Raw genomic sequence first — 23,535 nt, forward strand, 5'->3', positions numbered from 1 at the left:
CTTAGGCTGCAGGCATCATCCTGTTTTGGAGTGTTCCATGGAAACCGTGACCTACCGCCGCCAGCGGGTGTTCGACCCCCTGCTGCGCCTCTTGCACTGGTTCAACGCCCTGGCCATCGTGCTGCTGTTCGCCACCGAACTGGGGGCCGAGGCCCTGGAGAAGGGGCCGGTGCGGGAAGCGGCGTGGCACGGCCACGTGCTGCTCGGCTACGGCCTCATCGCCGGCCTGGGGCTGCGTCTGCTGTGGGGCCTGGTGGGGCCGCAACGGGCCCGCTGGAGCGACTTTTTCCACGTCTCCGTGTGGTTGCGCCGCCAGAAGGCCGATGCCGGCGCCTTCGGCCATGACGCCTGGGCCAGTCTGGCCTACCTGGGGCTTTACGCGGTATTGATCGGCATGGGGGCCACCGGGCTGGTGGCTGCTGCCGGCTCCTTCCAGCTGGGGCCCCTGGCCGATGGCGGTATCACCAGGGAACTGGCCCACAGTTTCAAGGAGGTGCATGAGCTGGGCGCCAATCTGGTGTGGGCCTTCATCGCCGTGCATATCGGCGCCCTGATCTGGCACGAGCGTCGCGGCGCGCCCATGGCCCAGTCCATGGTCAGCGGCTACCAGTACCGGGTGGCGGACGAGTCGCAGTAGGCGCAATCCGCGGCATGAAAAAAGGGACCCGCCGGGTCCCTTTTTTTACGGCCGCTTGCGGTATTTGCCGAAGTCCGGCGGGCGGCGTTCGAGCCAGGCGTCGCGCCCTTCCTGGCCTTCTTCGGTCATGTAGAAGAGGCCGGTGGCGTTGCCCGCCAGTTCCTGGATGCCGGCCAGGCCGTCGGTGTCGGCGTTGAAACCGGCTTTCAGCATGCGCAGGGCCATGGGCGAGAGGCGCAGCATTTCCTGGCACCAAGCCACGGTTTCCTCCTCCAGCTTTTCCACCGGCACCACCGTGTTCACCAGGCCCCAGTCCAGGGCCTGGGCGGCGTCGTACTGGCGACAGAGGAACCAGATTTCCTTGGCCCGCTTCATGCCGATGGTGCGGGCCATGAGGCCGGCGCCGAGACCCGCGTCGAAGCTGCCGACCCGGGGGCCGGTCTGGCCGAAGCGGGCATTCTCGGCGGCGATGGAAAGATCGCACACCAGGTGCAGCACGTGGCCGCCGCCGATGGCATAGCCGGCCACCATGGCCACCACGGGCTTGGGCAGGCGGCGGATCTGCATCTGCAGGTCGAGCACGTTGAGGTGGGGGGTGCCGCTTTCGTCGTGGTAGCCGCCGTCGTCGCCCCGCACCTTCTGGTCGCCGCCGGCGCAGAAGGCGTCGGGGCCTTCGCCGGTGAGGATGATGGCGCCCACGGCGTTGTCCCGGTGGGCCCGGTGGAAGGCGTCGATGAGCTGCATCACCGTTTCCGGGCGGAAGGCGTTGCGCCGCTCGGGCCGGTTGATGGTGATCTTGGCGATGCCGTCACAGGTTTCGTAACGGATGTCGGAGTAGTCGGCCTGGGCAACCCAGGGCAGGGCGGGTCGGATCATGGCGTCTGGCGCGGGGATGGGGAAAGAAGGCGCCAGTATAACGGCCCGGGCGGCGCAGCGATTTGATCTGGCATCGCCCGGGTGGCAGGCCTTCAGTCCATGAGGAATTCCGGCCCCTGCTGCATGAGCTGGCCGGCCCGGCCCGGCACTTCGCCCCGGGTCACCTGGCAACGGGGCAGCATGTCCAGGTCCAGGGCGTCCACCATCTGGCGGCAGGCCACCAGTTCGTAGCCCTGTTCCTTCCAGCCGGCCAGGAGGCGCTCGAACTCGGGCAGCAGCTTCATGCCTTCCAGTTCGGCGTGCAGGGTGAATACGTGGCCGTTGTCGGGCGCATCGTGGGTCAGGGCCAGCAGGCGGTCGGCATAGGTTTCGGCGGTGATGCCGTCCCGGCCCACCATTTCTTCCGCCGCCGGCAGGGTGGTGGGCAGCTGGGGGCAATTGACCAGCTCGCCCTCGATCACCGGCAGGTAGGGGCCGGTGCCCCGGGTGTCGCTGGCGTAGGCCAGGCCCAGGCGCTGGGTCAGGCGCAGGGCGTGGCGGGTGGTCTGCCAGCCGCTGGCGGCGCCGGCGGCGGGGCGCTGGCCGAGAATGTCCTCGTAGCGCTTGGCAGCCTTGGCCATTTCCACTTCCACCCATTCGTTGTCGGCCTGGGCCAGCTTCTTCTGCCACATCACCCGATCCCAACTCTGGATGCCGGTCTCGAAGCCGGCCTCATGTACGGCCCGCAGGATATGGGGGATGCGGCGGCCGATCTCGGGGGCGGGAATCCAGGCGCCGTAGAGCAGGCTGGTGAAGCCGTAGCGCTCCAGGCGGGAGAAGGTCTTCTGCCCGGCCGGCGTGGTGCGGGGCGGCACGTAGCCCGTGTTGTCCTTGCCCAGGGAGAAGAAGAAGGTGGCCTGGGCGCCGTGCTTCTGCAGGGCTTCCACCAGGCGGGGCACGCCGACGCGGGCGCCGCGCAGGGTGTCGACATTGATCTTGAGGGCGAGTTTGGGCTGGGACATGGGGCGATTTCGGGTCTGACTGGAGAGGCCGTCGCGGCCGGAATGGGATCGGCGCCGTCTTGCGCAGCGGCCGGGGGGAGATTGTAGTTTCATTCCGGCCGTTTGCGGTGGCCGTGTAGATGGAAAAGCGCAGGAAAACCTTGGGCAATGGCATCCGCCAATGAAAAAACGCGCTCCGGCGTTGGGTCCGGAGCGCGTTGAAAGTACTGCTGTCCGTCTTGGAGGAGAGGACAGCCTCAATTGTAAGGGTATCTACTGACGCCTTTCTGACGGGCTTCAGGCGGAGCGGGTGATGACGTACACGCCAAGGACGATGCAGCCGATGCCGAGGAGTTTCTGGGCGCCGAGTGGTTCGCCGAACCAGTGCCAGGCGATGAAGGCGTTGATGACGTAGCCGATGGAGAGCATGGGGTAGGCGATGGAGACCGGCACCCGGGAGAGGGCCATGATCCACACCACCAGGCTGACGCCGTAGGCCACCATGCCGGAGAGGATGAAGGGGTTGAAGGCCAGCTTGAGGCCGATGGGCAGGACGTTGTCCAGGTGGAAATCGAAGTGGCCGACGGCGTTGGTGCCGGCCTTGAGCAGCAGCTGCCCGGCGGCGTTGAGGATGACGCCGGCCAGGATCAGGGAAAAGCTGATGGCGTTCATGCCCCTCAGCCCTGCAGCAGGGCGCAACCGACGCTGCGGCCTTCCGCCACCAGGATGTTGTAGGTGCGGCAGGCGGCCTGGGTGTTCATCACCTCCAAGCCGACGCCGGCCCGCATCAGGCCCTGCAGCAACTGGGGATGGGGGAAGCGTTGCTTGGCGCCGGTGCCGAGGATCATGATTTCCATCTTCAGCTCGGCGAGGAAGTCGAAATCGGCCTGGGTCAGGCTGTCGAAAGTGGCGTCGGTCCAGTCCTGGATCAGGCGCCGGGGCAGCAGCACCAGATTGCCCTGGTGGTTCTTACCGTTGATGGCCACGTAGTCGTCACCGTAGCCGGTGAAGGAATAATGGCCGTCTGTACTGTCTCTGTGGAGCTTCATGGTCGGCTGCGGTGCACAAACGGGGTAAGAAAGGGTAGGATTATAGCCTTTTTACGCGCCCGTCCGGACCGTCCGGCCGCTGGTGCCGACTGCCGGAATTCCCCTGCGCCCATGAAAGACTTTCCCCGCATCAAGCGTCTGCCGCCCTATGTGTTCAACATCACCGGCGAGCTGAAGATGGCTGCCCGCCGTCGGGGCGAGGACATCATCGACATGTCCATGGGCAACCCGGACGGCGCCACGCCGAAACACATCGTGGACAAGATGGTGGACGCCACCCAGCGCGGCGACACCCACGGCTATTCCGTCTCCAAGGGCATTCCCCGGCTGCGCAAGGCCATCTGCGACTGGTATCTGCGCCGCTACAACGTGGAATTCGACCCGGACAGCGAGGCGGTGGTCACCATCGGCTCCAAGGAAGGCCTGGCCCACCTCATGCTGGCCACCCTGGACCGGGGCGACACGGTGCTGGTGCCCAATCCCAGCTACCCCATCCACATCTACGGCGCCATCATCGCCGGGGCCAACACCCGCTCCGTGCGCATGACCGACGATGTGGATTTCTTCGAAGAACTGCAGCGGGCCATCCGGGAATGCACGCCCAAGCCCAAGATGATGATCCTGGGCTTCCCCAGCAATCCCACGGCGCGCTGCGTCGAGCTCGACTTCTTCGAGCGGGTGGTGGCCCTGGCCAAGGAGCACGACATCCTGGTGGTGCATGACCTGGCCTACGCCGACATCGTCTTCGACGGCTACCGGGCCCCCTCCATCATGGAAGTGCCCGGCGCCCGGGACGTGGCGGTGGAATTCTTCACCATGTCCAAGAGCTACAACATGGCCGGCTGGCGCGTCGGCTACATGGTGGGCAACAAGGAGCTGTGCGCCGCCCTGGCCCGCATCAAGAGCTACCACGACTACGGCACCTTCACGCCGATCCAGGTGGCCTCGGTGATCGCCCTGGACGGCCCCCAGGACTGCGTGGAAGAAGTGCGCCAGACCTACGAACTGCGCCGCAACGTGCTGGCCAAGGGGCTGCACGAGGCGGGCTGGATGGTGGAGGTGCCCAAGGCCTCCATGTACATCTGGGCCAAAATCCCCGAGCCCTATGCCCACCTGGGCTCCCTGGAATTCGCCAAGAAGCTGCTGGCGGAGGCCAAGGTGGCGGTCTCCCCGGGCATCGGCTTCGGCGATTACGGCGACGACCACGTGCGTTTCGCCCTGATCGAGAACGAGGCCCGTACCCGCCAGGCGATCCGCGGCATCAAGGACATGTTCCGCAAGGACGGCCTGCTCAAGTAAGCCGGCCGCCAGACAAAACCGAATTGATCTTCGTCCGGCCCCGCCGGCAACCCCGCAGGAAAACAAAGTGCGACCCATCAAGAAATCCGCCAAGCTCGACAACGTCTGCTACGACATCCGCGGCCCCGTGCTGGAAAAGGCCAAGCAGATGGAAGAGGACGGCCACAAGATCATCAAGCTCAACATCGGCAACCTGGCCTCCTTCGGTTTCGATGCGCCGGAAGAGATTCAGCAGGACATGATCCGCAACCTGCCCAATTCGGCGGGCTATTCCGACTCCAAGGGCATCTTCGCGGCGCGCAAGGCTATCATGCACTACGCCCAGCAGAAGAAGGTCAAGGGGGTGGGCCTGGAAGACATCTACGTGGGCAACGGCGTTTCCGAACTGATCGTCATGTCCATGAACGCCCTGCTCAACCCGGGCGACGAAGTGCTGGTGCCTGCCCCCGACTATCCCCTGTGGACCGCTGCCGTCAGCCTTTCCAGCGGCACGCCGCGGCACTACATCTGCGACGAGGGCGCCGGCTGGCTGCCCGACCTGGACGACATCCGGGCCAAGATCACCGAGAACACCCGGGCCATCGTCATCATCAACCCCAACAACCCCACCGGCGCCCTCTATCCCGATGACCTGCTCAAGGAAATCGTCGAGATCGCCCGCCGGCACCACCTGATCATCTACGCCGACGAGGTGTACGACAAGGTGCTCTACGACGGCGTCGAACACACCGCCATCGGCTCCCTTTCGGAAGACGTGCTGACCATCAGCTTCAACGGCCTTTCCAAGAACTACCGTTCCTGCGGCTACCGGGCCGGCTGGATGATGGTCTCCGGCGACAAGCGTCCCGCCGCCGACTACATCGAAGGCCTCAACATGCTGGCCTCCATGCGCCTGTGCGCCAACGTGCCCGGCCAGTGGGCCATCCAGACCGCCCTGGGCGGCTACCAGAGTATCAACGACCTGGTGGCCGAGGGCGGCCGCATGCGCCGCCAGCGGGACGTGGCCCACGAGCTGATCACCGCCATTCCCGGGGTCACCTGCGTCAAGCCCAAGGCCACCCTGTACATGTTCCCCCGCCTGGACCCCAAGGTCTATCCGATCCAGGACGACCAGCAGTTCATCGCCGAACTGCTGCAGGAAGAAAAAGTGCTGCTGGTCCAGGGCACCGGTTTCAACTGGCCCGAGCCGGACCACTTCCGCCTGGTCTTCCTGCCCCATGTGGACGACCTCAAGGAAGCCGTCGGCCGCATCGACCGCTTCCTGGCCGGCTACCGCAAACGTCACGGCACCTGACCGCACCTGATTTTTCCAACCACGATAATTAACTCAGCAACTAGGGATCTTGCATATGAAAGCGATCAACGTCGGCCTGCTCGGCATCGGTACCGTCGGTGGCGGCACCTTCACCGTCCTCAAACGTAATGCGGAAGAAATTACCCGCCGGGCCGGCCGTCCCATCGAGATTTCCATCGTGGCCGATCGCAATCTGGACCTGGCCCGCCAGGTTACCGGCGGCGCCTGCAAGGTCACCGACGATGCCTTCGCCGTGGTCAGCGACCCCAATGTGGACATCGTCGTCGAGCTGATCGGCGGCTACGGCGTGGCCAAGGATCTGGTCATGAAGGCCATCGAAAACGGCAAGCACGTGGTCACCGCCAACAAGGCCCTGCTGGCCACCCACGGCAACGAAATCTTCGCCGCCGCCCAGAAGAAGGGCGTCATCGTCGCCTTCGAAGCCGCCGTGGCCGGTGGCATCCCCATCATCAAGGCCCTGCGCGAAGGTCTCTCCGCCAACCGCATCGAGTGGGTGGCCGGCATCATCAACGGCACCACCAACTTCATCCTCTCCGAAATGCGCGACAAGGGCCTGTCCTTTGCCGACGTGCTGAAGGAAGCCCAGCGCCTGGGCTACGCCGAAGCCGACCCCACCTTCGACGTTGAAGGCGTGGACGCGGCCCACAAGCTGACCATCATGTCCGCCATCGCCTTCGGCATCCCCATGAGCTTCGACAAGGCCCACGTGGAAGGCATCACTAAGCTGGACGCCATCGACATCAAGTACGCCGAGCAGCTGGGCTATCGCATCAAGCTGCTGGGCGTGACCAAGCGCACCCCGGAAGGAGTGGAACTGCGCGTGCATCCCACCCTGATCCCGGAAAAGCGCCTCATCGCCAATGTGGAAGGCGCCATGAACGCCGTCCTGGTGAAGGGCGACGCCGTCGGCGCCACCCTCTACTATGGCAAGGGCGCTGGTGCCGAGCCCACCGCTTCCGCCGTCATCGCCGACCTGGTGGATGTCACCCGCCTGCATACCTCCGATCCGGAACACCGGGTGCCCCACCTGGCCTTCCAGCCCGACGCCGTGGTGGACCTGCCGATTCTGCCCCTGGCCGAAGTGCAGACCGCCTACTACCTGCGCCTGCGGGTGGAAGACAAGCCCGGCGTGCTGGCCGACATCACCCGCATCCTGGCCGACCAGTCCATCTCCATCGATGCCATGATCCAGAAGGAGCCGGGCGAGGGCGAAGTGCAGACCGACATCATCCTGCTCACCCACCAGACCCGGGAAAAGAACGTGGACGCGGCCATCGCCAAGATCGAAGCCCTGGCCGCCGTGCAGGGCCAGGTCACCCGCCTGCGCCTGGAAGAACTGCAGTAAGCCGCACCGCGTAGCCCTGACGGGCTGCGATGCAGCTAGGACGGGCATCTTCAGCCTGCCATCCCGGAAATGTCCGCCCTGTGCGGGTCTCCAGGATGGTGCGGTGAAGGTGCCCGTCCTTTTTCTTTGGCAGGATGGGGCAAAAGGCCTTGGCCGCCTCAGGGGTTTTGCCGGTCTGGATCAAAGACGGAGCGGTGCCACCTGGACACAATGGGCGCTCCTGTTTTTACTCCGATCCCTGCGAGGACATCCATGCACGCCTGCGACCAACCCACTCCCCTGGCCCTCTATCCCTTCGACGCCCGGGGCGTTGCCAAGCGCTTCCGCCACGCCGCCATCTTCGGCGCCTTCGACGCCCTGTTCCCCGGCGAGACCATGCGCTTCTGCAACGACCACGACCCCCTGCCGCTGCTGGACCAGCTGCTCACCCGCTACGGCGACGGCATTTCCATTGCCTACGTGCAGCGCGAGCCGGGCGCCATCGTCATCGACTTCACCAAGCAGGGCTGAGGCAGCGCGCCGGCCAGCCCGGTGCCGCCCGATCCCACCAGGCCGGCCTTGCGCCGGCCTTTTTCTTGGTTACAAGTTCAGGATGATCAAGGCTCCGCCTTCGGCAAGGGGAGCGGCCGTGGTATCCTTCGGCCCTTCCTTAAGTCCTTGAACGTCCCGGATTTTCCATGCGCTATCTGTCTACCCGCGGTGATGCAGCCTCCTCCCCGACCCAGTCCTTCTGCGACATCCTCCTCGGCGGCCTGGCCCCCGATGGCGGCCTCTACCTGCCGGAAACCTATCCCCAGGTGAGCCGGGCCGAGCTGGATGCCTGGCGCCAGCTGTCCTACGCCGAGCTGGCCTTTGCCGTGCTGTCCAAGTTCATCGACGACATTCCCCCGGCCGACCTCAAGGCCATCTGCGACAAGACCTATACCGCCCAGGTCTATTGCCATGCCCGTCCCGGCGACAACGCCGCCGACGTGACCCCCATCCACTGGCTGGAGCTGGGCAAGCTGGCCCTGCAGGAACTGTCCAACGGCCCCACCCTGGCCTTCAAGGACATGGCCATGCAGCTCCTGGGCAACCTTTTCGAGTACGTGCTGGCCAAGCGCGGCGAAGAGATCAACATTCTCGGCGCCACCTCCGGCGACACCGGTTCCGCCGCCGAGTACGCCATGCGCGGCAAGAAGGGCGTGCGCGTCTTCATGCTCTCCCCGGACGGCAAGATGAGCGCCTTCCAGCGGGCCCAGATGTATTCCCTGCAGGATGAGAACATCCACAACATCGCCGTGCGCGGCATGTTCGACGACGCCCAGGACATCGTGAAGGCCGTCTCCAACGACGCCGCCTTCAAGGCCAAGTACAAGATCGGCGCCGTCAATTCCATCAACTGGGCCCGGGTGGCCGCCCAGATCGTCTATTACTTCAAGGGCTACTTCGGCGCCACCGAGAATAACGACCAGCAGGTGGCCTTCTGCGTGCCTTCCGGCAACTTCGGCAACATCTGCGCCGGCCACATCGCCCGCATGATGGGCCTGCCCATCGGCAAGCTGATCCTGGCCACCAACGAAAACAATGTGCTGGACGAGTTCTTCAAGACCGGCGTCTATCGGCCGCGCAAGACCGCCGAGACCTTCGTCACCTCCAGCCCCTCCATGGACATTTCCAAGGCCTCCAACTTCGAGCGTTTCGTTTTCGATCTGGTGGGCCGGGACCCGGCCAAGGTGCGGGAATTGTGGGCCCAGGTGGACGCCGGCCAGGCCTTCGACCTGCGCGGCACCCCCTACATGGACAAGCTGGCCGGCTTCGCCTTCGTCTCCGGCGCCAGCAGCCACGCCGACCGCCTGGCCACCATCCGTTCCTGCTGGGAAACCTACGGCGTCATGATCGACACCCACACCGCCGACGGCCTCAAGGTGGCCAAGGAAAACCCCATCGCCGGCATGCCCACGGTGGTGCTGGAAACGGCCCTGCCGGCCAAGTTCGCCGAGACCATCCGCGAGGCCCTGGGCCGGGAACCGGAAGTGCCCGCCGATCTCCAGGGTCTGGAAAAGCTGGCCCAGCGCGTCGAGGTCATGGACCCGGATGTGAATGCGGTGAAGGCCTTCATCCAGGCCCGGGTCTGACAGGTCTGGCGGGCCAGGAAACGGCCGGCCATTGCCGAACGGGGCACCTGCGGGTGCCCTTTTTCTTTGATGGAGCGATCAAGATGAGCCAACACGAAAAATTCTGGAGCGAGCGCTTCAGCGCCGCCGGTGAGGATTACCTTTTCGGCACCGCTCCCACCCGTTTTCTCGCCCTCCACGAATTCCTCCTGGGGGCGGGCAGCACCGCCCTGTCCGTGGCCGACGGCGAGGGACGCAACAGCGTCTGGCTGGCGGAGCAGGGCCTGCAGGTGACGGCGGTGGAAGTGTCGCCGGTGGCGGTGGACAAGGCGCGCCGTCTGGCCGCCGGCCGGGGTGTCCTGGTGGATTTCCAGGTAGCGGACCTGCTGGCCTGGGCGTGGCCCGAGGCCGCCTACGATCTGGTGCTGGCCGTGTTCATCCAGTTCGCCAATCCGGCGGAACAGGAACGGATTTTTGCCGGGATGGCCCAGGCCCTGAAGCCGGGTGGTCGCCTGCTGCTGCACGGCTATACCCCGAAGCAGCTGGAATACCGCACCGGCGGCCCCAGTGCGGTAGAGAACCTGTACACGCCGGAACTGCTGCGCCAGGCCTTCGCCGGCCTGGAGATCGAGGAACTGCGGGAGTATGAGGCGGAACTGCATGAAGGCCTGGCCCATCGGGGCCGTTCGGCCCTGATTGACCTGGTGGCGAGAAAGCCGGGCTGAGGTTCAGCCCGGCGGGAATGGCGAGGCGCGGCTAGAGGTAGATGACGGCCGGGAACACGGCGGCAGCCAGGACCAGGACCAGCCATTCCAGATTGTGACGGGCGAGGAAGCCGGTGAAGTGCAGCACCAGCACGGCGATGGCGATGACGTAGAAAAGCGCGAACAGCATGTCGTTCCCCCGGTGACGACCCCGGCGGATGGCCCGCCGTGGCGGCGGAACCGGGGTTCTTCGGCCGATTATAGCCACCTGCTCCGGCGCTGCCGTGACATATTTGGCTCCCGGCCGGCCCGGGAACAAAGAGATGCAGGCCTGCCGGAGGGCAGGCCCCAGGCGGATGGGTAAGGCGCTGGGGAAGCCGGGGAGAGGCGGTGGGAAGCCGCTGCGGCGGCCCCTCAGCCCGCCTTGAAGCGCATGGAGAGATCCAGTGCCTGCACGTCCTTGGTCAGGCCGCCGATGGAGATGCGGTCCACCCCGGTTTCGGCGATGGCCCGCACCGTTTCCAGGCTGACGCCGCCGGAGGCTTCCAGCACGGCCTGGCCGGCGGCCAGGCGGGAGGCTTCCGCCATGTCGGCCAGGCTCATGTTGTCCAGCAGGACCATGGTGGCGCCGGCGGCCAGGGCCTGGCGCAGCTCCTCCAGGTTTTCCACCTCCACCTGGATGAACTTGCAGGGCACGGTTGCCGCGGCGGCCACGGCCTTGGCCGCCGCCACGGCCTGGGCGATGCCGCCGGCGGCCATGATGTGGTTTTCCTTGATTAGGATGGCGTCGTAGAGGCCGATGCGGTGGTTGTCGCCGCCACCGCAGGTGACCGCGTATTTCTGGGCCAGGCGCAGGCCAGGCAGGGTCTTGCGGGTGTCCACGATGCGGGCCCTGGTGCCGGCCACCGTATCGACGAAGCGGCGGGTGCGGGTGGCGACGCCGGAGAGCAGCTGCAGGAAATTGAGGCCGGTGCGCTCGGCAGTGAGCAGGGCCCGGGCCGGGCCGGCGATGTCGCACAGCAGCTGGTTGGGCTGGACCCGGTCGCCGTCCTGGGCGTGCCAGGTGATGCGGCAGGCCGGATCCACCTTGCGGAAGGCGGCTTCGAACCAGGCGGTGCCGCACAGGGTGGCCGCTTCACGGGAAATCACCGTGGCCGTGCCGGGCTGGCCGGCCGGGATCAGCTGGGCCGTCAGGTCGCCGCCGGCCACGTCCTCGGCCAGGGCGCCATCCACATTGCGCTCGATTTCGGCGGCGGGGGGCAGTTGCAGGGTGAGTTGGGAATCCACGGGCTTGGGCACGGCAGGCTTTCGTTCATGTTAGATTGACCGGACGCAATTCTAACATCCGCAAAGGAGGCGCCATGGGCAGCGAAGCAATGGGTATCCTGCATGTCAGTCTGGGCGTCCTGCTCGCCCTGGGCCTGGCGGCGTGGCTGGTGTACTGGTATGTGCAGGACATCACCCAGAAGCGCCACACGGTGCTGCGCAACTATCCCATCGTCGGCCACCTGCGCTATTTCTTCGAGAAGCTGGGGGAGTACTTCCGCCAGTACTTCTTCCTCAACGACCGGGAGGAGCGCCCCTTCGACCGGGCCACCCGGGGCTGGATCTACCGCTTGGCCAAGAACGAGGGCGGCATCCTGGGCTTCGGCTCCACCTACGACCTGCACCAGACCGGCGCCATCCTCTTCGTCAATGCGCCATTCCCCGTGCTCGACGAGGAACGCCTGCCGACGCCGCCCCTGGTCATCGGTGAGGGCTGGTGCGACAAGCCTTTCACCGGCCGTTCCCTGATCAACATCAGCGGCATGAGCTTCGGCGCCATTTCCAAGCCCGCCGTCCAGGCCCTGGCCCGGGGCGCCCAGATGGCCGGCTGCTGGATGGATACGGGGGAGGGCGGCCTTTCGCCCTACCATCTGGAAGGGGGCTGCGACGTCATTTTCCAGATCGGCACCGCCAAGTACGGCTGCCGCGACGAGCTGGGGCGCCTGTCGGAGCAGAAACTGCGGGAGCTGGCGGCCCACGACAACGTGCGGGCCTTCGAGATCAAGCTGTCCCAGGGAGCCAAGCCGGGCAAGGGCGGGGTGCTGCTGGCGGCCAAGGTGACACCGGAGATCGCCGCCATCCGCGGCATTCCCCTGGGCCAGGATTCCCTCTCGCCCAACCGGCACCGGGACATCGCCGACATGGAGCAGCTGCTGGACATGGTGCAGCGGGTGCGGGACGTCACCGGCAAGCCGGTGGGCATCAAGACCGCCATCGGCGGCTGGCAGTTTATGCACCTGCTCAACGAGGCGGTGCTGCGCCGGGGGCTGCACTGCGCTCCCGATTTCCTCGCCATCGACGGCGGCGAGGGCGGTTCCGGGGCGGCGCCCCAGGCCCTGGCGGACCATATGGCCCTGTCCATCATGGAGGCCCTGCCCCGGGTGGTGGATTCCCTGCTGGAGGCCGATCTCAAGGGTCGGGTGCGGGTCATCGCCGCCGGCAAGCTGGTGACCCCGGCCAAGGCCGCCTGGGCCCTGGCCTGCGGCGCCGATTTCGTCAATTCGGCGCGGGGCTTCATGTTCTCCCTGGGCTGCATCCAGGCCCTGCGCTGCCAGAGCAACACCTGTCCCACCGGCATCACCACCCACAACCCGCGTCTGCAGCGGGGCCTGGACGTGGAGGACAAGGCCGAGCGGGTGGCCGCCTACTGCCGCAACATGGGCAAGGAGATGGACATGATTGCCCACTCCTGCGGCCTGCGCCACGCCCGGGAATTCCAGCGGGAGCACGTGCGCATGGTGCAGCCCAACGGTGAGAGCGTGGCCCTCAACATGCTCTATCCCTATCCCCGCCCAGCCTAGCCGCGGCGGCTTTCCCGCCGCTGGGCCAGGGCCAGCCACAGGCCGCTGCCGGCGATGACGGCCATGCCGGCGGTGGTGAGGCCGTCCGGCAGGTGGCCGAAGACGATCCAGCCGAGCAGGGTGGCCCACAGCAGCTGCACGTAGAGGAAGGGCGACAGGGTGGAAGCCGGGGCGTGGCGGAAGGCGGCGATGAGCAGGAAATGGCCGCTGCCGCCGAACAGCCCCATGGCGCACAGCAGGGCCCAGTCCCAGCCCTGGATGGCCGGGACGGCGCCGAACCAGGGTGCCGCCAGGGTCATGGTGAGGGTGCCCACCAGGGCGGTGTAGAAAAGCATGGTCAGGGTGTTCTCGGTGGGCGAGAGCTGGCGCGTCAGCAGTTGATAAACGGTGTAGCAGCCGGCGCAGGCCAGGGCCCAGGCAATGCCTTCCAGGTTGAGGTCGCCGCCGGGGCGGGCGATGAAGAGCACGCCGATGAAGCCGATGCCCACCGCCAGCCAGCGGTTGAGGCCGATCTTCTCGCCCAGCCAGGGGCCGGCCAGGATGGCCACCAGCAGGGGCGTGATGAAGACCACGGCAGTGGTCTCGGCCAGGGGCATGTTGCGCAGGGCCGCCATCATGCAGGCGGTGACGCCCACCAGCAGCAGGGCCCGCAGGATCTGCAGCCCGGGCCGCCGGGTGCTGACCAGGCCCCGGCCCAGGCGGGGACCGAGAAAGACCAGCATCAGCAGGCAATGCACCAGGTAGCGGGCCCAGGCCAGAAAGGGAATGGGATAGGTGGCGGCCAGGGTCTTGGAGGTGGCATCCAGCAGGGCGAAGAAGAAGACGGCGGCGAGCATGAGCAGCACGCCCCGCAGGGGATGGCTGGGATGGGACATCGTTTTTCTTTTGCTGGGCGGAGCGGCGCTCCGCGATAAGGGTCAGACGGCCGGCCGGCACCAGGCGTTGAACAGGGCCCTGGCCGCCACTGCCGTCTCCGAGGCAGTCAGACCGATGGGGCCGACGCCGGTTCCCGGCAAAGTGTCGGCGGCGGCGCCGTGCAGATGCACCGCCCCCAGCAGGGCTGCACCCGGCTCCCAGCCCTGGGCCAGGAGCGCCACCGTCATGCCGGTGAGCACGTCGCCCTGGCCGGCGGCGGCCTGGCCCGGGTTGCCGCTGGTATTGATCCACCAGCGCCCGTCCGGTGCGGCGACCACGGTGCCGGCGCCCTTGAGGGCGACCCAGGCGCCAAACTGCTCGGCCAGTTGCGTGGCGGCGCCGATGCGGTCAGCCTGCACTGGGGCCACTTCCGTGCCCAGCAGGCGCGCCGCTTCCGCCGGGTGGGGCGTGAGCAGCCGCGGCGCCTGGCGGGTGGCCAGGGCCTGGGCCAGGGTGGGGTCGGCCGCCAGCAGGTTGAGGGCATCCGCATCCAGGACCAGGGGCAGTGGGCCGGTAATGGCCCGGGACAGGAACTCCCTGACCTCCGGCGCCTGGCCCAGACCCGGGCCCACGGCCAGGGCGGTGAGGGGGGCGGCTTCCAGGGCCGCGGCCGGACGCAGCATCAGTTCCGCCTGCTGGGGATCGAAGGCGGGGCCGTGGCGGTCCGCCAGGCCGACGAAGACCCGGCCGCAGCCCAGGAGCAGGGCGGCGCGGCCGGCGAGGAGGGCGGCACCGACCATGCCGGCGGCGCCGCCGAGAATGCCGGCGCTGCCGTAGCTGCCCTTGTGGCTGTTGCGGCGGCGGGGCTGCAAGTGGGCGGCGAAGTGTTCCCGGCCGATGCTCCAGCCGTCCGCCGGCACCAGGGCGGGGGCGTCCAGCTCCAGGGCGGCCAGATGCAGGGCGCCGCAGTGGTCCGGCCCGTCCAGGGTGAGCAGGCCCGGCTTGTGGGCGATGAAGGTGAGGGTGTGGCTGGCGCGGATGGCCGGCCCCAGGGCGCGGCCGCTGTCCGCATCGAGTCCGGAGGGGCAGTCCAGGGCCAGCAGGGGGCAGTGGTCCCGCTCTGCCAGGTGGTTGGCGGCGGCCACGGCATCGGCGTAGGCGCCGCTCAGGGGGCGTTGCAGGCCGATGCCGAAGAGGCCGTCCAGTACCAGGCCCCAGCGGGGGCAGGGGGGGATGGCGTCGAGGATGGCGCCGCCGGCCTCGAGGAAGGCTTGGCGGGCGGCCCGGGCGTCGGCCGGGGCCCGCTGGCCGTCGTCCCAGGCCACCACCTGTACGGCGAAGAAGCGGGCCTGCAGGTGGCGGGCGGCCACGTAGGCGTCGCCGCCGTTGTTGCCGGGGCCGGCCAGCACCAGCAGCGGGCCGGGGCGGCACAGGCTGGCGGCCAGGTCGGCGGCGGCCAGGCCGGCCCGTTCCATCAGGGGCTGCTTGCCGGTGGCGGCTTCGAGGGCGCGCAGGCCCTGGCTGCGGTAGAGGGGCTGGGCGGGGGGCGGGGGCGTCAGGGTGGCGGTCATGGCTGGATTCTAGCGCTGCTCGAAGTGCCGGCGGGCACAACGTATCGTGTTGGCATGGATGGCTACGGTGTCGCCGATGTCCCGGGCGTAGCCGCCGGCCATGGCGATGGCCACGGGGATGCCCCGCTCCCGGCAGGCCGCCAGGACCCGCTCGTCGCGGGCCTCCAGGCCGGCCATGGTCAGGGAAAGGCGCCCCAGGCGGTCCCCGGCGTAGGGGTCGGCGCCGGCCAGGTAGATCGCCAGCTGGGGCCGGCAGCGGTTGAAGAGGTCCGCCAGCCCTTGTTCCAGGGCCGCCAGATAGGCGGCATCGTCGCAGCCGTCGGGCAGTTCGATGTCCAGGTCGCTGCGGGCCTTGGCGAAGGGATAGTTGCGGGCGCCGTGGATGGAGAAGGTGAACACGCTGGCATCCCCTTCCAGGATGCGGGCGGTGCCGTCGCCCTGGTGCACATCGCAGTCGATCACCGCCACCTGGCCCACCCCGTCCTGCGCCTGCAGGGCCCGGGCGGCCACGGCGGCATCGTTGAAAACGCAGAAGCCGGCACCGGCGGCATGGGCGGCGTGGTGGGTGCCGCCCGCCAGATTGACGCCCCAGCCCTGTGCCAGGGCTGCCCGGCAGGCGCCCAGGGTGGCGCCGGCGGAGCGGCGGGAGCGCTCCACCATGGCGGCCGACCAGGGAAAGCCGATCTGGCGCATTTCCTCCGGCGTCAGCTGGCCGCTGCAGACCCGTTCCACGTAGGCCGGATCGTGGGCCCGGCAGAGGTCCTCGCGGCTGGCGGCCTCGGGCAGGATGAAGTCCGCCGGCGGGTAGCCTTCGTCGAGCAGGGTCTGGCGCAGGCGGGCGTACTTTTCCATGGGAAAACGGTGGCCCGGGGGCAGGGGCAGGACGAAGGTGTCGGAGTAGAAGAGCTGCATGCCTAGTAGTGATTTCTGCGCTTGTTCGATACGGGGATTCCCGTTAAGGTGGCAACTACAAAAATTTACAATATGCTGCTGTCAGTTTTTGCCGCCAATCAGCTGTACCGGAAGCGGGTCTGGCAACCGGCATTGGTCACCTGTCACCGCGCCCCAATAATGATGAAATACCTGTCCCGGGCCAGCATTCTGCCCATGCTCCTGATGATTTCTGCTCTGCCCGGCCAGGGGGCTGAGTCGGTTGCCGACCTTTCCGAACAGGATTTCCTCGCCGACGTGCCGGTGGTGCTGACCGCTTCCCGCCTGCGCCAGAATGTAGCAGATGCGCCGGCGGCGGTGACGGTGATCGACCGCCAGATGATCCGGGATTCCGGCGCCTGGAGCATTCCCGACCTGTTCCGCCTGGTGCCCGGCATGTAAGTGGGGGAGGGAGCGGACAAGGGAGCATTGGTGCCAAACACCATGGTCAGCTACCATGGTCTCTCCGATTCCTTTTCGCGCCGCATGCAGGTGCTGGTGGACGGCCGTTCCATTTATACCCCCCTCTTCGGCGGCGCCGTCTGGAGCACCTTGCCTCTGGCGCTGGAGGACATCGAGCGCATCGAGGTGATCCGTGGCCCCAACTCGGCCACCTACGGCGCCAATGCCTTCCTCGGCATCATCAACATCATCAGCCGCCAGGCTGCCGATGTTTCCGGCACTATGGTCTCCCTGACCCAGAGTAGTCGTGGCAACGATTCCACCTTTCGCTATGGTGGTCAGTCCGGGAGCCTGGACTACCGGATTACTGGCAGCCTCCGCGCAGACCAAGGCATCGAATTGCAGGCGCCCACGGCGCCAGGTCATTCCTTTTCCGCCCGGCGCCATGATGACAAGCGTCTGGCCAACCTCAGTTTCCGTGGCGATCTGCAACTGGGAAACCGGGATTCTCTGGAAATCCAAGCCGGTCTTTCCTCCGGAGATCACCAGTCTGGCCGCCGGGAATCACCCGGGGCCTATGAGGGCTCCCCACCCCACACCAGGCAGTTGAACAGCTACTACGGCTCTCTGCGCTGGCAGCGTACTCTCAGTGCTGACGAGCAGCTTTCCCTTAAAGCCTACGCCAGCCGGGACGAGCAGAACCTGGACCTGTCCGCCCTACTCAGGGACCCCAAGGTCACCATTGCCGGTTTGCCGTTCTACCTCGAGGTTCCCTATCCCCTGAACAGTCCCCAGCGTTTGGTGGCGGAGCGCTACGACGTGGAACTGCAGCACGCCTTCGCCCCTACTTCCTCGACACGTCTGGTATGGGGTGGTGGCGCCCGCCTGGACCGCTTTTCCAGTACCTACTATCTCAACTCAACGGAGCCGGTGGAGTTCCGCCAGCAGAACCTGTTTGCGAATCTGGAATGGCGGCCGACTGCCAAGTGGGTGCTCAACGCGGGAGGGATGCTGGAACGCAACAGCTTCACGGGTACCTACTGGTCGCCCCGGGTGGCGGCCAACTATCACTGGCAGCCCGGCCATACTTTGCGCCTGATTGCCAGTCGTGCCACCCATACCCCGACCATTTTCGAGGCGAAATCGGACATCCGCCTCAGTACTTCCTGGACACCTGCCTCCTGCGCCACGCTGAAGGCGTTTGGCCTAATTACTTCCTGCGCCTTTCCCTCCGTGCGCAGTGCCTATCACCAGGATGACCTGCGCTCTGAAACCATCGACTCCCGGGAACTAGGCTACTTGTGGGAGTTGCCGGGTGGCCATCTGGATTTCAAGTATTCCTACGACCGACTTGGAGATTTGCTGGAGACTTATCGGCCTGCCGGAAAGAGTTGGCAGGAGTACCGGAACGAAGGTAATGCCCAGATCCGGGCGGTGGAAATGCAGTGGCAACAGAGAGTGGCTAGCAATACCCGTATTCATCTGGCCTTGGCGGCCTCCCGTATTTCCGGCTTCAATTCGGAGCGCTCAGGTGCCTATGCAGAATCGGCGGCCTCCCACAGCCGTAGCATGTTGCTGGCCCACGATTTCGACCACCGCTGGACCGGCAGTCTGGCTTACTACGCAGTGGGGCGGCTGACGGTACAAGGCGATGGCGATCTGCAGACGCCCTACGAGCGGGTCGATGCCCGTCTGGCCTACCGCTTCCGCGACGGCGCTTACCAGGGCGAGGTCGCCTTCATCGTGCAGAACCTGTTCGACAAGCCCTATCAGGAGGTTTATTACGAAAACCTCATCGGCCGTCGTTCCTACGTCAATCTGCGGCTGGAATTCTGATTTCCCATGTCGCGCCTGTTCCCTTCCCCGGCCCTGCCTCGCCTGCGAATGCTTTGTCATATCGCATTGGCATTGCTGTGGCTGGGGCTGACGGCAGGTGCTGCACCGGCCGCGGCGGCGGATACGGTCGCCGTGGTCCTGAGCGAGCGGGGCGGTGTCTACGCCGAATTCCTTGACGCCCTGAATGCCGGCATGGCCCAGTCCCCGGGCCGGCGGGTGGTGCGGCTGACCGGGGTGGCGGCAGCCGGGGAAAAGATCGACGAGGCGGAACTGGGCGATGCCTCCCTGGTCCTGGCCGTAGGGGCCGGCGCCGCCCGGGCCCTGGCGCGGATGGAAGGGACGCCGCCGGTGTTGAGCGTCCTGGTGCCCCGCCTGACCTTCGAGCGGATCGCTGCCGAATCCGGGCGCCGTGCCCGGCCCGGCAGCTTTTCCGCCCTCTACCTGGACCAGCCCCTGTCGCGCCAGCTCAACCTGTTGCGCTTCGCCCTGCCCGGACGCAAGCGGGTGGCGGCGCTGCTGGGGCCCGAATCCGCCGCTCTGGCGCCGCGCCTGCGCAGTGCCGTGTCCCGGGCCGGCTTTGAGCTGCAGATGGAGCAGGTGGCCGAGGAGGGGGACATCGTGCCCGCCCTCAACCGCCTGCTGCCGGCCACCGACGTGCTGCTGGCCCTGCCCGACGGCCTGGTGTTCAACCGCAACACGGCCCGGCCGGTGCTGCTCACCACCTATCGTCACCAGCGTCCGGTGGTGGGCTTTTCCCAGGCCTACGTGACCGCCGGAGCCCTGGCGGCGGTGTTCTCCACCCCGGCCCAGATGGGGCGCCAGACGGCCGAGTTCCTGCGCGGCCTGCCGGCGGGACGGGTGACCCTGGGGGCGCCCCTGTACCCGAGCTACTTCAGCGTCGCCGTCAATCGCAACGTGGCCCGTTCCCTGGGACTGGACCTGCCGGACGAGGGTGTGCTGCGGGAAGCCCTGGAAAAGGCGGGGGAGGGCGAATGATGCAGCACCTCTATCTGCGCCTGGTCGGCAGCATCCGCCAGCGGGCCCTGTGGCTGGCCCTGTTGCCGGCCGTGCTGGTGGCCACGGCCCTGGCCTCCTATTTCTCCATCACCGGCATGGGCGAACTGGACGAGGAACTGCGCCGGCGTGGCCACACCATCGTCCAGTACCTGGCGCCGGCCAGCGAGTACGGCCTCATCTCGGGCAACCGGCCCAGTCTGCAGGCCCTGGTCCAGGCCGCCATGCAGCAGCCCGACGTGCGCGCCGCCGTGGTGACGGACTTCCAGGGCCGGGTCCTGGCCATCAGCGGCCGCACCCAGCTGCCGGTGCGCCTGGCGGAGCAGGCCGGCGACCTGGTGGGGCTGCTGGCCAGCAGTCACGACACCCTGGGCTTCGTCGCCCCGGTGCGCCGCAGCCAGCTGGATATCGACGATTTCCTCAGCCTCGAGCCGATGCCGCCCCAGCCCCCCGGCAGCGACCGCCTGGGCTGGGTCTATGTGGAACTGTCCAGCGAAGACCTGCAGGCGCGCAAGTCGGCCCTGCTGCTGCATACCCTGCTGATCCTGACGGCCGGCCTGGGGGCCGGCGCCTACGTGGCCCTGCGCATGGCCCGTTCCCTCTCCCGTCCCGTGGGGCGCCTGTTGAAGGCCGTCGGACGCATGGCTGCCGGCGAGCTGGAGGCCCGGGTGGAGCAGGCCTCCGCCGGCGAACTGGGGGCCCTGGAACGGGGCTTCAACCACATGGCCAGCCGTCTCCAGGACATGCACGAATCCATGCAGGAGCGCATTGCCACCGCCACTGCCCAGCTGGCCCACCAGGCCAGCCACGATCCCCTCACCGGCCTGGCCAACCGGCGCGAATTCGAACTGCATCTGCAGGCCACCCTGGACGGGCGCGGTGGCGAAGAACTGCACCACGTGCTGTGCTACATCGACCTGGACCGCTTCAAGGTCGTCAACGACACCTGCGGCCACGCCGCCGGCGACGAACTGCTGCGCCAGATCACCCAGCTGCTGCGGCAGCGGGTGCGGGGGCAGGATCTGCTGGCCCGCCTGGGCGGCGACGAGTTCGGCCTGCTGCTGGAACGCTGCAGCCTGGAAGACGGCCTGCGGGTGGTGGAATCCCTGCGCCAGCTGGTGGAAGACTTCCGCTTCGTCTGGAACAACCGGGCCTTCGGCATTGGCGCCAGCATCGGCCTGGTGGAACTGGATTCCCGCATCCAGACCCTGGAGGAGGCCCTGGCCGCCGCCGACCAGGCCTGCTTCGCCGCCAAGGATCTGGGCCGCAACCGCATCCACGTCTACCAGGCCGACGATCGGGAGGTGGTGCGGCACCAGGGGGAAATGGACTGGGCCTCCCGCCTGACCCAGGCGGTGGAGGAAAACCGCCTGCTGCTCTACGCCCAGCCGGTGGTGCCCCTGGTTTCCGGCATTTCCTCCTGCCTGCGCTTCGAGGTCTTCCTGCGCCTGCTCAACGAACGGGGCGAGGTGGTGCTGCCGGAGGTGTTCCTGCCGGCGGCGGAGCGTTTCAACCTGATGCCCCGGCTGGATCGCTGGGCCATCGATGCGGCCTGCTCCGGCCTGCGCCGGCTGCTGGATCAGGAAAGCCACCCCAGCCTGCAGTGCGGCATCAACCTCTCGGTGCAGACAGTGGGCCGGCCCGAGACCCTGGAATACATCGGCGAGCGCCTGCAGCACTACGACATTGCCCCGGCCTATCTCTGCTTCGAAGTGGCCGAGGCCGCCGCCAGCCGCCAGTTTGCCGAGGTGCAGATCTTCGCCCAGGGCCTGCGCCAGCTGGGCTGCGGCTTTGCCTTCGACGCTTTCGGCAGCGGCCTCTCCTCCTTCGCCTACCTGCGGGCCCTGCCACCGGACTATGTGAAGATCGACGGCGACCTGATCCACCGCATGACCGACGACCGGGTCAGCCAGACCCTGGTGCGGGCCATTCACGACATCAGCCGCCAGCTGGGCGTGGCCGCCGTGGCCGAGATGGTGGACGATGCTGCGGTTTTCGCCATGGTGCGGGAGATCGGCATCGAGCTGGGGCAGGGCACCTGGTTCGATCCGCCCCAGCTGTTCGAGGACTGGCTGGCGGTGTGCGAGGCCCGTCACGTCAATGGCGAGGCCGGCGTCTATTCGATCCTGCCGTCGCCGGCGGCCTGAGGCCGGCGAACTTTTCGCGTTTTTTGCGTTCTCTCCAGCAGAAGAGCCCGGGGTCGTGGATACAATGCGGTATCCAGGGCGCAGACGGGCAGGGACGGGGAGCATGGGGAAGGATACGGAGCGTATCTCGATCAGGCTGGTGGTGGGACTCACCGCCGTCTTCCTGCTTTGCCTGTGGGCCTTCGTCGCCTACTGGAGCCTGCGCAGCCGCGATCTGGAAATCGACAGCACCCGGGTCACCCTGGTGCGCCTGTCCACCGCCGCGGAAGAGCAGGTGCGGCGCATGTTCAAGCTGGTGGAAGTCTTTCTCGACACCTCCGACCTGTGGCTGGCCAACCATCCCCAGGCCGATCCCCTCACCGATCCCCAGTTCTCCGCCCTGGTGCAAGGCTTCTACCGGGCTTCCGGCAATGCCATCCAGCTGCGCCTGGTGAAGCGCGACGGCGCCCTCTACCGCATTCCCGCCGAAGGCCCCAAGCCCAACGCCCGGGTCGGCGACCGGGACTATTTCCTCGCCCAGGGCGACGCCGGACGGCGCGGCTTCTACATCGGCACCCCGGTGCAGAGCCGGGAGAACGGCCACTGGCTGATCCCCATCTCCGTGCCCCTGCAGCGGAGCAGCCACGACGTGACGGTGCTGCTCGCCTCCATCCGGGTGGACTATTTCGCCGGCGTCTTCGAGCAGGAGCGCATCCGCCCCAACGGCGCCATCACCCTGCTCCGCCGGGACGGCACCCTGCTGGCCCGGGCTCCCCACCTGCCCCAGTTGCTGGGCAAGTCGGCGGCCCAGACCGACGTCTTTGCCGACTTCCTGCCCCGGGCGCCCCGGGGGGTGGAGTTCTCTTCCTCCAGCGCCACCGACGGCGTCAGCAAGCTCACCTCCTATGCCGCCATGGACGATTTTCCCCTGGTGGTGGTGGTGGCTGCCGCCACCGACGACATCCTGGCCCGCTGGGAGCTGGACGCCACGGTCATCACCCTGGTGGGGCTGATCCTCACCGTCTTCGCCCTGGCCGCTTCCGGCCGCCTCATCTGGCTGCTGCGGGACCAGGAACGGGCCCGCTGCGAACTGTTCCGCATGGCCAGCACCGACGACCTGACGGGCTGCCTCAACCGGCGTCATTTCATGGCCTCCCTGACCCGGGAGTTTTCCCGCAGCCAGCGCCACGGCGACGACCTCAGCCTGATGGTGCTGGACCTGGATTTCTTCAAGCGCATCAACGACGGCTACGGCCATGCCGTCGGCGACAAGGCCCTCGGCGCCTTTGTTGCCGCCGCCCAGTCCTGCCTGCGCCAGTCCGACCAGTTTGCCCGCCTGGGGGGCGAGGAATTCGGCATCCTGCTGCCGGTGACCACGGTGGAACAGGCCCAGCCCGTGGCCGAGCGCCTGCGCCAGAAGGTGGCCGAGATCCGCATCCCGACGCCCCAGGGCGTGGTGCAGTTCACCGTCAGCATCGGCATTGCCGCTTACAGCAGCGATCTGGCCTCGGCGGAAGAACTGCTGCTGCAGGCCGACCGGGCGCTCTACGCCGCCAAGGGGGCCGGGCGCAACCGGGTGGTGGCGGCGCCGCCTGCCGGGCTCCCCGCAGACACCGTCGTTACCCCGGGCTAGGGGGGCGCCAAGCGGGTATAA

Annotated in this window: 22 protein-coding genes; 13 read left to right on the top strand and 9 right to left on the bottom strand. The window is 67.3% G+C overall.

The window, feature by feature from the left end; genetic code table 11:
* Window positions 1–37 precede the first annotated feature (37 nt).
* The gene (locus AZSP09_RS02175; RefSeq protein ID WP_152089036.1) at window positions 38–637 is read left to right on the top strand and encodes a cytochrome b/b6 domain-containing protein; all 600 of its coding nucleotides are present in this window, start codon (window positions 38–40) and stop codon (window positions 635–637) included.
* A gap of 45 nt (window positions 638–682) precedes the next feature.
* Here AZSP09_RS02175 and menB read toward each other — a convergent pair whose 3' ends face one another.
* The 4 genes from menB to AZSP09_RS02195 all read right to left on the bottom strand — a co-directional run bounded on the left by menB (window position 683) and on the right by AZSP09_RS02195 (window position 3,542).
* The gene (gene menB, locus AZSP09_RS02180) at window positions 683–1,513 is read right to left on the bottom strand and encodes a 1,4-dihydroxy-2-naphthoyl-CoA synthase (protein WP_152089037.1); all 831 of its coding nucleotides are present in this window, start codon (window positions 1,511–1,513) and stop codon (window positions 683–685) included.
* A 92-nt stretch (window positions 1,514–1,605) separates the two neighbouring features.
* Window positions 1,606–2,514, bottom strand: a complete 909-nt coding sequence (locus tag AZSP09_RS02185; RefSeq protein WP_152089038.1) for a polysaccharide deacetylase family protein — start codon at window positions 2,512–2,514, stop codon at window positions 1,606–1,608.
* Between the two features lie 276 nt (window positions 2,515–2,790).
* Entirely contained in the window at window positions 2,791–3,165 is a 375-nt protein-coding gene (locus AZSP09_RS02190; protein ID WP_152089039.1) for an SMR family transporter, read from the bottom strand.
* Window positions 3,166–3,170: 5 nt separating this feature from the next.
* Window positions 3,171–3,542 (bottom strand): Mth938-like domain-containing protein, encoded by a 372-nt coding sequence (locus AZSP09_RS02195; protein WP_130458666.1) that lies wholly within the window; start codon window positions 3,540–3,542, stop codon window positions 3,171–3,173.
* Between the two features lie 111 nt (window positions 3,543–3,653).
* Here AZSP09_RS02195 and alaC point away from each other — a divergent pair, with 111 nt between their 5' ends.
* The 6 genes from alaC (at window position 3,654) to AZSP09_RS02225 (ending at window position 10,322) form a co-directional block, all read left to right on the top strand.
* Window positions 3,654–4,841 carry an alanine transaminase gene (gene alaC / locus AZSP09_RS02200; protein ID WP_014237925.1) on the top strand — a complete coding sequence of 396 codons (1,188 nt, stop codon included), beginning with the start codon at window positions 3,654–3,656 and terminating at the stop codon, window positions 4,839–4,841.
* Between the two features lie 67 nt (window positions 4,842–4,908).
* Window positions 4,909–6,135 carry a pyridoxal phosphate-dependent aminotransferase gene (locus AZSP09_RS02205; RefSeq protein ID WP_152089040.1) on the top strand — a complete coding sequence of 409 codons (1,227 nt, stop codon included), beginning with the start codon at window positions 4,909–4,911 and terminating at the stop codon, window positions 6,133–6,135.
* A gap of 55 nt (window positions 6,136–6,190) precedes the next feature.
* Window positions 6,191–7,501 (top strand): homoserine dehydrogenase, encoded by a 1,311-nt coding sequence (locus AZSP09_RS02210; protein WP_014237923.1) that lies wholly within the window; start codon window positions 6,191–6,193, stop codon window positions 7,499–7,501.
* A 252-nt stretch (window positions 7,502–7,753) separates the two neighbouring features.
* The gene (locus AZSP09_RS02215; RefSeq protein WP_014237922.1) at window positions 7,754–8,011 is read left to right on the top strand and encodes a DUF2249 domain-containing protein; all 258 of its coding nucleotides are present in this window, start codon (window positions 7,754–7,756) and stop codon (window positions 8,009–8,011) included.
* A gap of 167 nt (window positions 8,012–8,178) precedes the next feature.
* Window positions 8,179–9,618: a threonine synthase gene (gene thrC, locus AZSP09_RS02220; RefSeq protein WP_152089041.1), complete on the top strand. Its 1,440-nt coding sequence runs from the start codon at window positions 8,179–8,181 to the stop codon at window positions 9,616–9,618.
* An 83-nt stretch (window positions 9,619–9,701) separates the two neighbouring features.
* Window positions 9,702–10,322 (top strand): class I SAM-dependent methyltransferase, encoded by a 621-nt coding sequence (locus tag AZSP09_RS02225; protein WP_152089042.1) that lies wholly within the window; start codon window positions 9,702–9,704, stop codon window positions 10,320–10,322.
* Between the two features lie 31 nt (window positions 10,323–10,353).
* Here the strand turns inward: AZSP09_RS02225 and AZSP09_RS19880 are convergent, their stop codons facing one another.
* Window positions 10,354–10,491 (bottom strand): hypothetical protein, encoded by a 138-nt coding sequence (locus AZSP09_RS19880; protein WP_014237918.1) that lies wholly within the window; start codon window positions 10,489–10,491, stop codon window positions 10,354–10,356.
* A 224-nt stretch (window positions 10,492–10,715) separates the two neighbouring features.
* Window positions 10,716–11,600, bottom strand: coding sequence for a carboxylating nicotinate-nucleotide diphosphorylase (nadC, locus tag AZSP09_RS02230; RefSeq protein ID WP_197739041.1), 885 nt, complete (start codon window positions 11,598–11,600; stop codon window positions 10,716–10,718).
* Window positions 11,601–11,662: 62 nt separating this feature from the next.
* Here nadC and AZSP09_RS02235 point away from each other — a divergent pair, with 62 nt between their 5' ends.
* Window positions 11,663–13,147 (top strand): FMN-binding glutamate synthase family protein, encoded by a 1,485-nt coding sequence (locus AZSP09_RS02235; protein ID WP_152089043.1) that lies wholly within the window; start codon window positions 11,663–11,665, stop codon window positions 13,145–13,147.
* On the opposite strand, the gene AZSP09_RS02240 is transcribed toward AZSP09_RS02235, so the two are convergent.
* The 3 genes from AZSP09_RS02240 to AZSP09_RS02250 are packed head-to-tail and all read right to left on the bottom strand — an operon-like array spanning window position 13,144 to window position 16,485.
* Window positions 13,144–14,022, bottom strand: a complete 879-nt coding sequence (locus AZSP09_RS02240; RefSeq protein WP_014237915.1) for a DMT family transporter — start codon at window positions 14,020–14,022, stop codon at window positions 13,144–13,146. The two genes, AZSP09_RS02235 and AZSP09_RS02240, sit on opposite strands and share 4 nt — an antisense overlap.
* A 42-nt stretch (window positions 14,023–14,064) precedes the next feature.
* A complete protein-coding gene (locus AZSP09_RS02245) occupies window positions 14,065–15,573 on the bottom strand; it encodes an NAD(P)H-hydrate dehydratase (protein WP_152089044.1) in 1,509 nt (502 codons plus the stop codon).
* A gap of 9 nt (window positions 15,574–15,582) precedes the next feature.
* Window positions 15,583–16,485 carry a histone deacetylase family protein gene (locus AZSP09_RS02250; RefSeq protein WP_152089045.1) on the bottom strand — a complete coding sequence of 301 codons (903 nt, stop codon included), beginning with the start codon at window positions 16,483–16,485 and terminating at the stop codon, window positions 15,583–15,585.
* Between the two features lie 159 nt (window positions 16,486–16,644).
* Here AZSP09_RS02250 and AZSP09_RS02255 point away from each other — a divergent pair, with 159 nt between their 5' ends.
* From AZSP09_RS02255 to AZSP09_RS02275, 5 genes are all read left to right on the top strand, one after another.
* Window positions 16,645–16,905, top strand: coding sequence for a hypothetical protein (locus AZSP09_RS02255; protein ID WP_152089046.1), 261 nt, complete (start codon window positions 16,645–16,647; stop codon window positions 16,903–16,905).
* A gap of 42 nt (window positions 16,906–16,947) precedes the next feature.
* Window positions 16,948–18,741: a TonB-dependent receptor plug domain-containing protein gene (locus AZSP09_RS02260; protein WP_152089047.1), complete on the top strand. Its 1,794-nt coding sequence runs from the start codon at window positions 16,948–16,950 to the stop codon at window positions 18,739–18,741.
* A 6-nt stretch (window positions 18,742–18,747) separates the two neighbouring features.
* A complete protein-coding gene (locus tag AZSP09_RS02265; protein WP_014237911.1) occupies window positions 18,748–19,737 on the top strand; it encodes an ABC transporter substrate-binding protein in 990 nt (329 codons plus the stop codon).
* Window positions 19,734–21,902 (top strand): EAL domain-containing protein, encoded by a 2,169-nt coding sequence (locus AZSP09_RS02270; RefSeq protein ID WP_152089048.1) that lies wholly within the window; start codon window positions 19,734–19,736, stop codon window positions 21,900–21,902. Before AZSP09_RS02265 ends, AZSP09_RS02270 begins: the two co-directional genes overlap by 4 nt.
* A 103-nt stretch (window positions 21,903–22,005) precedes the next feature.
* Complete coding sequence (locus AZSP09_RS02275; protein ID WP_165397447.1) at window positions 22,006–23,514, top strand: sensor domain-containing diguanylate cyclase; 1,509 nt, start codon at window positions 22,006–22,008, stop codon at window positions 23,512–23,514.
* Window positions 23,515–23,535: the final 21 nt, after the last annotated feature.

Source organism: Azospira sp. I09, from assembly GCF_009177135.1.
In the GTDB taxonomy this organism is placed as follows: domain Bacteria; phylum Pseudomonadota; class Gammaproteobacteria; order Burkholderiales; family Rhodocyclaceae; genus Azospira; species Azospira oryzae.